This is a genomic window from Streptomyces sp. NRRL B-24085, from assembly GCF_001282115.1.
In the GTDB taxonomy this organism is placed as follows: Bacteria; Actinomycetota; Actinomycetes; order Streptomycetales; family Streptomycetaceae; genus Streptomyces.
This window is the reverse complement of sequence record NZ_LJBR01000106.1, coordinates 20,415-27,241: the sequence shown is the minus strand read 5'-3', so window position 1 is coordinate 27,241 and position 6,827 is coordinate 20,415. Positions and strand designations below refer to the sequence as shown.

Below are 6,827 nucleotides of genomic sequence, written 5' to 3'. Positions count from 1 at the left end.
CTCCCTCGCAGAAGTCGGTCTGCACGTCGACGACGATCAAGGCGCGGCGCATGGTGGGTGTCGTTCGACTAAGAGTGAACTTACGGGCCTGGAGACTTCGCGGAGTGAGCGGGAGGGGGCACGGGCGGGCGCGTTCGGGGCGGCGGCCGCGGGGCCTGTCCGGCGGATCACGCCGGCGCCGCGCGGGCCGGGCGCCCACCTGGGGCGTTGCCGTCGGCAGCCGGATCCGCCACGCCCGAACAGCTTCGTACGGGGACCGGCCCGATCGGCCGGACAGCTCCTTAGCTACCCGTGCGCCCGTTGACATACTCCGTCGGAATGACGGGCTCCCCGCGCGAGAGCTGGGTCGCCGACAGCGGCAGGTTGGCCCGGGCGGCCGCGTGCCGGTCCCGTACGACGTCCAGCGGCTCGCGGGCGACGACCTCGCCGCCCTTGACCAGCTCCACCAGGAGCTGCCGGTCCGTGAGCCCCGCCGGCACGGGCCCGGTGCCCACCACCTCGGCCTCCGCGATCCCGTCCGCGTCCAGCCGCCGGGCCGCCCACTTGCGGCCGCCGACCGAGGTCTTGCCCCCGGACGACTTCTTCGCGACCGGGATCAGCGGTGCCTTCGGGTCGTCGGACCCGGCCCGCGCGACCAGCTTGTAGACCATCGAGGCGGTCGGGTGCCCGGACCCGGTCACCAGCTGGGTGCCGACGCCGTAGGCGTCCACGGGGGCCGCGGCCAGCGAGGCGATAGCGTACTCGTCGAGATCGGAGGTGACGATGATCCGCGTCCCCTTCGCGCCCAGCTCGTCCAGCTGCTGCCGCACCCGGTGGGCGACGAGGAGCAGGTCGCCGGAGTCGATGCGCACGGCCCCGAGCTCCGGCCCGGCCACCTCGACGGCCGTACGGACGGCCTCGGTGACGTCGTAGGTGTCCACCAGCAGGGTCGTGCCCCGGCCCAGCGAGTCCACCTGGGCCTGGAAGGCGTCCCGCTCCTGGTCGTGCAGCAGGGTGAAGGCGTGCGCGGAGGTGCCCACCGTGGGGATGCCGTAGCGGAAACCGGCCGCGAGGTCGGAGGTGGTGGCGAAGCCGCCGACGTAGGCGGCGCGGGCGGCGGCCACCGCGGACAGCTCGTGGGTGCGGCGGGCGCCCATCTCGATCAGCGGCCGGTCGCCCGCGGCCGAGGACATCCGGGAGGCGGCCGCGGCGATCGCGGAGTCGTGGTTGAGGATCGACAGGATCACGGTCTCCAGCAGCACGCACTCGGCGAAGGAGCCCTCCACCCGCATGATCGGCGAGCCCGGGAAGTACACCTCGCCCTCCGGGTAGCCCCAGATGTCGCCGCCGAAGCGGTAGGAGGCGAGCCAGTCCAGGGTCTCCTCGTCGACGATGGAGCGTTCGCGCAGGAAGGCGAGGACGTCCCCGTCGAAGCGGAAGTTCTCCACCGCGTCCAGCACCCGGCCGGTGCCCGCGACGACGCCGTAGCGGCGCCCCTCCGGCAGCCGCCGGGTGAAGACCTCGAACACGCTGCGCCGTTCGGCGGTACCCGCCTTCAGCGCGGCCTGCAGCATCGTCAGCTCGTACTGGTCCGTGAAGAGTGCCGTCGAGGGAACGTCCACCGGCAGCCCAAGGTCCGCTGTGTTCATAACAAGAGATGCTACCCCACTTCGCGTCAGTGTGACGATTTGTGGGGTGCGTGGCAGCATGGGCCGTGTGACGTCACCCGCTCCCGTAGAGATCGAACGCACCGAGTCGGCGGAAGAGGTCTTCGCCGTCCCCGAGCCGGACGTCCCCTGGGTCACGATCGTCCACAACGACCCGGTCAACCTCATGAGCTACGTGACCTACGTCTTCCAGACGTACTTCGGCTACTCGAAGGACAAGGCCACCAAACTGATGCTCGACGTCCACCACAAGGGCCGGGCGGTCGTCTCCAGCGGAACCCGCGAGGAGATGGAGCGCGACGTGCAGGCCATGCACGGCTACGGTCTGTGGGCCACCCTCCAGCAGGACCGGAAATGACCCGACCCCGCCCGCAGGACCGGAAGTAGCGACAATCCCTGATGCCCGGAACCTTCGAACCGCTCCCCGGCGGCGGCGCGGCCGTCGCCCTCGACGACGTCGAGATCTCCATCATCCGGTCGCTGGCCGTCCAGCTCCTGGAACTCATCGGCCCCGGACCCGCCGAGGACGCCCCCGACGACCCGCTCGCCGAGCTCTTCGCGGAAGGGCCGAGCGAACCGCCCTCCGACCCGGTGCTCAAGCGGCTCTTCCCGGACGCCTACAGCGACCCCGAGGGCACCCCGCAGGCCGAGGAGGCCGAGGAGCAGCGGGCGTACTCCTCGGAGTTCCGCCGCTACACCGAGAACGACCTGCGGGCCGGCAAGCGCGAGAACGCCCTCGCGGTGGTCCGCTCCCTGGACGCGCTGCGCTCCGCCGGTGACGGCGGCGCGGTCCTCAAGCTGTCGGCCGGTGAGTCCCGGCAGTGGCTCGGCGCCCTCAACGACCTGCGGCTCGCCATCGGCTCCCGCCTCGACATCACCGACGAGGAGGACACCGACCTCCTCTACCGGCTCCCGGACGAGGACCCCCGCAAGCCGATGGTGATGGCGTACCTGTGGCTGGGCGGCCTCCAGGAGACCCTCGTGAACACCCTTATGCCGTGAGATGTGACGGTTCCGTGTTCGCTCAGAGGACGCTCAAATCCGGATAACGATCACGTCACCGTGATGGCCGCCTATGTCCGCCACGGGTGCTCTTTGTCCGCTTCTCCCTGTGGTGCGTGCCACATCGCGCCCAGGTGATCACTGTTGCGGCCGTGATAAATCTTCACGACCGCCCGGCGAACACCACCCGCATGTTCGTCCGGGTGCGCCACCGAGCCGGCAACCGCCGGCCAGGCACGACTCCATCAATCCGGGGGGATCGAAACCCGATCCGTGGCCGACGAGAGGCCCGGTTCGGCATGGAGAAAGGCGCACCACCACATGACCTCCGCTCAGGTCGAAGGCAAGGGCTCAGGCCCGGAGAAGGCCCCTGGCGAGTCCGAAGAGGGGTACGAGCGCGGACTCGGCAGCCGCCAGGTCCAGATGATCGCGATCGGCGGCGCCATTGGCGTCGGCCTCTTCCTCAACGCCGGGGCGAACATCGCCAAGGCCGGTCCGAGCCTCATCCTGATGTACGCCCTCGCCGGCGTGATCATCTTCTTCATCATGCGGGCCCTCGGCGAACTGCTGCTCTACCGCCCGGTCTCCGGCTCCTTCGCGGAGTACTCCCGCGAGTTCCTCGGCCCGTTCTTCGGCTACTTCACCGGCTGGACCTACTGGCTGATGTGGGTCGTCACCGGCATGGCCGAGCTGACGGCCGCCGCGATCTACATCCACTACTGGTTCCCCGGCATCCCGCAGTGGGTCACCGCCCTGGTCTTCCTGGTCGTCCTCTTCACCGCGAACCTGATCTCGGTGAAGCTGTTCGGCGAGATCGAGTTCTGGGCCTCCATGATCAAGGTCACCGCGCTCATCGGCATGATCGTGATCGGCCTCGGCGTCCTCACCTTCGGCTTCAGCAACGCCGGTGACACCGCCGCCGTCTCCAACCTGTGGGAGTTCGACGGCTTCTTCCCCAACGGCATCGGCTCGTCCCTGATGACCCTCCAGGGCGTCATGTTCGCCTACCTCGCCGTCGAGCTCGTCGGCGTCACGGCGGGCGAGTCCGAGAACCCCGAGAAGACGCTGCCCAAGGCGATCAACACCCTCCCCTGGCGGATCGCCCTCTTCTACGTCGGCGCGCTCACCGTCATCCTCTGCGTGGTGAAGTGGACCGAGTTCGCGCCGGGCGTCAGCCCCTTCGTCAAGGCGTTCGCGATGATCGGCATCCCCGCCGGCGCCGGCATCGTCAACTTCGTCGTCCTCACCGCGGCCCTGTCGTCCTGCAACTCCGGCATGTACTCCACCGGCCGCATGCTGCGGAACCTGGCCGACAGCGGAGAGGCCCCCGCCGCCTTCGGCAGGCTGTCCTCCACCAAGACCCCCGCCCTCGGCATCACCGTCTCCGTGCTCTTCATGGGCATCGGCGTGGTCCTGAACTACGTCGTCCCGGAGAAGGCGTTCTCCTACGTCACCTCGGTGGCCGTCGGCGCCGGCATCTGGACCTGGCTCATGATCCTGATCAGCCACGTCCTCTACCGCCGAGCCGTCGAGGCGGGCCGTCTGCCCGCCTCCTCCTTCCCGGCGCCGGGCGGCGCGGTGGGTTCCTGGGTCGCCATCGTGTTCCTGCTCTTCGTGACCTGTCTGATCGCGAAGGACTCCGAGTCCCGGATCAGCCTGTACGTGCTCGCCGTGTGGGCCGTCGCCCTCGGCGTCGGCTGGGTGGTCCTCAAGAGCCGCAACCCGCGGATCACCGAGCGCCGCGAGCCGGAGTTCGAGAAGGTCGGAAGCTAGCCGGTCCGGCATGTGGGCCGCTTCGTACCGCTCCTCGGTACGGGGCGGCCCTCTGCTTATCCTTTCGGCATGCTGACCATCACCCAGGCCCTCGTGGACCAGATCGTCGCGCACGCGCGCAAGGACCACCCCGACGAGGCGTGCGGAGTCGTCGCGGGCCCGGCCGGATCGGACCGCCCCGAGCGCTTCATCCCCATGCTCAACGCCGCCATGTCGCCGACGTTCTACGAGTTCGACTCCGGCGACCTGCTCAAGCTGTACCGCGAGATGGACGACCGCGACGAGGAGCCGGTGGTCATCTACCACTCCCACACCGCGACCGAGGCCTACCCCTCCCGCACCGACATCTCCTACGCCAACGAGCCCGGCGCCCACTACGTCCTCGTCTCCACCGCCGACACCGACGGCCTCGGCGACTTCCAGTTCCGCTCCTACCGGATCCTCGACGGCGAGGTCACCGAGGAGGACGTGGAGATCGTCGCGGCGTACTAGGCCCGCGGACGTTCGGGGGGCGAGATGCTGTTCTCCCTGCGCCCCGGCGACCGGCCCCACGAGACGCCCGACGGGCTCGGGATCCCGGTCGTCTCCGGCGCACCCGGCGGGCCGTCCAGCACCCCGTCTCCCTGGGCCGTCCAGCACCCCGGCTCCCTGGGCCGCACGAGGATCGCGACCGTCACCGGCCCCGACGGCCAGAAGCACTCCGCCGCCGAACGGCTCGCCGGCGTCGACGACCCGGCCGGGAGCAGCGAGTCGACGGACCCGTCGCTGACCACGGTCCACCAGGACGTGGCTCGCGTGGTGTTCGACCGGGATGCCCGGCCGTCCTCGGTGGTCGTGCCGAGCCTGCTGGTCCCGCGGTACTCCGCCTGAGCTGCCGTATCTCAGCCAGCGGCCGGAATCCGTCCGCATGGTGGGATCACATTCCGGGACCCGGATGGGGAATCGATACGATGACCCCATGGTTTCTTACGACGTGAGCGAGAAGACGCCGGGCACCCTGCTCGTGGCGCGGCTGCACGTCGACCTGTGCAGGCTCGCCAGCGCCATCTGTTGACGCTGCCCCTGCCGCCGTACGGCCGTGAGCCGCGGCGCGCCCCACACGCACGACCTGCCGCACCAGAGCTGCCGCGCGCCCACCGACCAGACACCATCCGACAGGAGCCCTGAGCCATGGCCATCGAGGTCCGCATCCCGACCATCCTCCGCACCTACACCGACGGCCAGAAGGCGGTGGAGGGCAACGGGAACACCCTCGCCGAGCTCTTCGCCGACCTGGAGACCCGGCACGCCGGCGTCCAGGCCCGCATCGTGGACGGCGGTGAGCTGCGCCGCTTCGTCAACGTCTACCTGAACGACGAGGACGTCCGCTTCCTCGACGGCATCAACACCAAGCTCGCCGACGGCGACAACGTCACGATCCTGCCGGCCGTGGCCGGCGGCATGGCCTGATCGTCGATGCGTTACGACTCCCCGCTGGCCGCGGTGGGCAACACCCCTCTGGTGCGCCTGCCGCGGCTCTCGCCGTCCGCCGACGTCCGCATCTGGGCCAAGCTGGAGGACCGCAACCCCACGGGCTCCGTCAAGGACCGCCCGGCCCTGCACATGATCGAGCAGGCGGAGAAGGACGGCCGGCTGACCCCGGGCTGCACGATCCTGGAACCCACCTCCGGCAACACCGGCATCTCGCTGGCGATGGCGGCGAAGCTCAAGGGTTACCGGATCGTCTGCGTGATGCCCGAGAACACCTCGCAGGAGCGCCGGGACCTGCTCGCCATGTGGGGCGCCGAGATCATCTCCTCGCCCGCCGCGGGCGGCTCCAACACCGCCGTACGGGTCGCCAAGGAGCTCTCCGCCGAGCACCCCGACTGGGTGATGCTCTACCAGTACGGCAACCCCGACAACGCGGGCGCCCACTACGCCACGACCGGCCCGGAGATCCTCACCGACCTCCCCTCGGTCACCCACTTCGTCGCCGGCCTCGGCACCACCGGCACCCTGATGGGCGTCGGCCGCTACCTGCGCGAGCACAAGCCGGACGTGAGGATCGTCGCCGCCGAGCCGCGCTACGACGACCTGGTGTACGGCCTGCGCAACCTCGACGAGGGCTTCGTACCGGAGCTGTACGACGCGTCGGTGCTCACCACCCGCTTCTCCGTCGGCTCCGCGGACGCGGTCACCCGCACCCGTGAGCTCCTCCAGCAGGAGGGCATCTTCGCGGGCGTCTCCACGGGCGCCGCCCTGCACGCGGCGATCGGCGTCGGCAACAAGGCGGTCAAGGCGGGGGAGTCCGCCGACATCGTGTTCGTCGTGGCCGACGGCGGCTGGAAGTACCTCTCCACGGGCGTCTACACGGCGGCGACCACGGAGGAAGCGATCGAGATGCTCCAGGGCCAGCTCTGGGCGTGA

At 70.0% G+C, this 6,827-nt stretch carries 9 protein-coding genes; 8 read left to right on the top strand and 1 reads right to left on the bottom strand.

The genetic code is table 11. The annotated features are described in order from the left end of the window. Window positions 1–281 precede the first annotated feature (281 nt). Window positions 282–1,628, bottom strand: a complete 1,347-nt coding sequence (locus tag AOJ26_RS14065) for a nicotinate phosphoribosyltransferase (protein ID WP_053848599.1) — start codon at window positions 1,626–1,628, stop codon at window positions 282–284. Between the two features lie 58 nt (window positions 1,629–1,686). Between AOJ26_RS14065 and clpS the strand changes: the two genes are divergently transcribed. The 8 genes from clpS to AOJ26_RS14030 all read left to right on the top strand — a co-directional run bounded on the left by clpS (window position 1,687) and on the right by AOJ26_RS14030 (window position 6,827). Beyond that, window positions 1,687–2,004 (top strand): ATP-dependent Clp protease adapter ClpS, encoded by a 318-nt coding sequence (clpS, locus tag AOJ26_RS14060; RefSeq protein ID WP_053848598.1) that lies wholly within the window; start codon window positions 1,687–1,689, stop codon window positions 2,002–2,004. A 41-nt stretch (window positions 2,005–2,045) separates the two neighbouring features. Further along, on the top strand, window positions 2,046–2,648 hold the full coding sequence (locus AOJ26_RS14055; RefSeq protein WP_053848597.1) for a DUF2017 domain-containing protein: 603 nt from the start codon (window positions 2,046–2,048) through the stop codon (window positions 2,646–2,648). Between the two features lie 321 nt (window positions 2,649–2,969). Continuing rightward, on the top strand, window positions 2,970–4,421 hold the full coding sequence (locus AOJ26_RS14050) for an amino acid permease (RefSeq protein ID WP_053848596.1): 1,452 nt from the start codon (window positions 2,970–2,972) through the stop codon (window positions 4,419–4,421). A 69-nt stretch (window positions 4,422–4,490) separates the two neighbouring features. Continuing rightward, entirely contained in the window at window positions 4,491–4,913 is a 423-nt protein-coding gene (locus AOJ26_RS14045) for a Mov34/MPN/PAD-1 family protein (RefSeq protein WP_053848595.1), read from the top strand. A gap of 24 nt (window positions 4,914–4,937) precedes the next feature. Beyond that, window positions 4,938–5,291, top strand: coding sequence for a hypothetical protein (locus AOJ26_RS43845; RefSeq protein WP_053848594.1), 354 nt, complete (start codon window positions 4,938–4,940; stop codon window positions 5,289–5,291). 88 nt (window positions 5,292–5,379) lie between these two features. Continuing rightward, window positions 5,380–5,475 carry a putative leader peptide gene (locus AOJ26_RS45065; protein ID WP_020121180.1) on the top strand — a complete coding sequence of 32 codons (96 nt, stop codon included), beginning with the start codon at window positions 5,380–5,382 and terminating at the stop codon, window positions 5,473–5,475. Between the two features lie 116 nt (window positions 5,476–5,591). After that, complete coding sequence (locus tag AOJ26_RS14035; protein ID WP_031056734.1) at window positions 5,592–5,870, top strand: MoaD/ThiS family protein; 279 nt, start codon at window positions 5,592–5,594, stop codon at window positions 5,868–5,870. A gap of 6 nt (window positions 5,871–5,876) precedes the next feature. Beyond that, a complete protein-coding gene (locus AOJ26_RS14030; protein ID WP_053848593.1) occupies window positions 5,877–6,827 on the top strand; it encodes a PLP-dependent cysteine synthase family protein in 951 nt (316 codons plus the stop codon).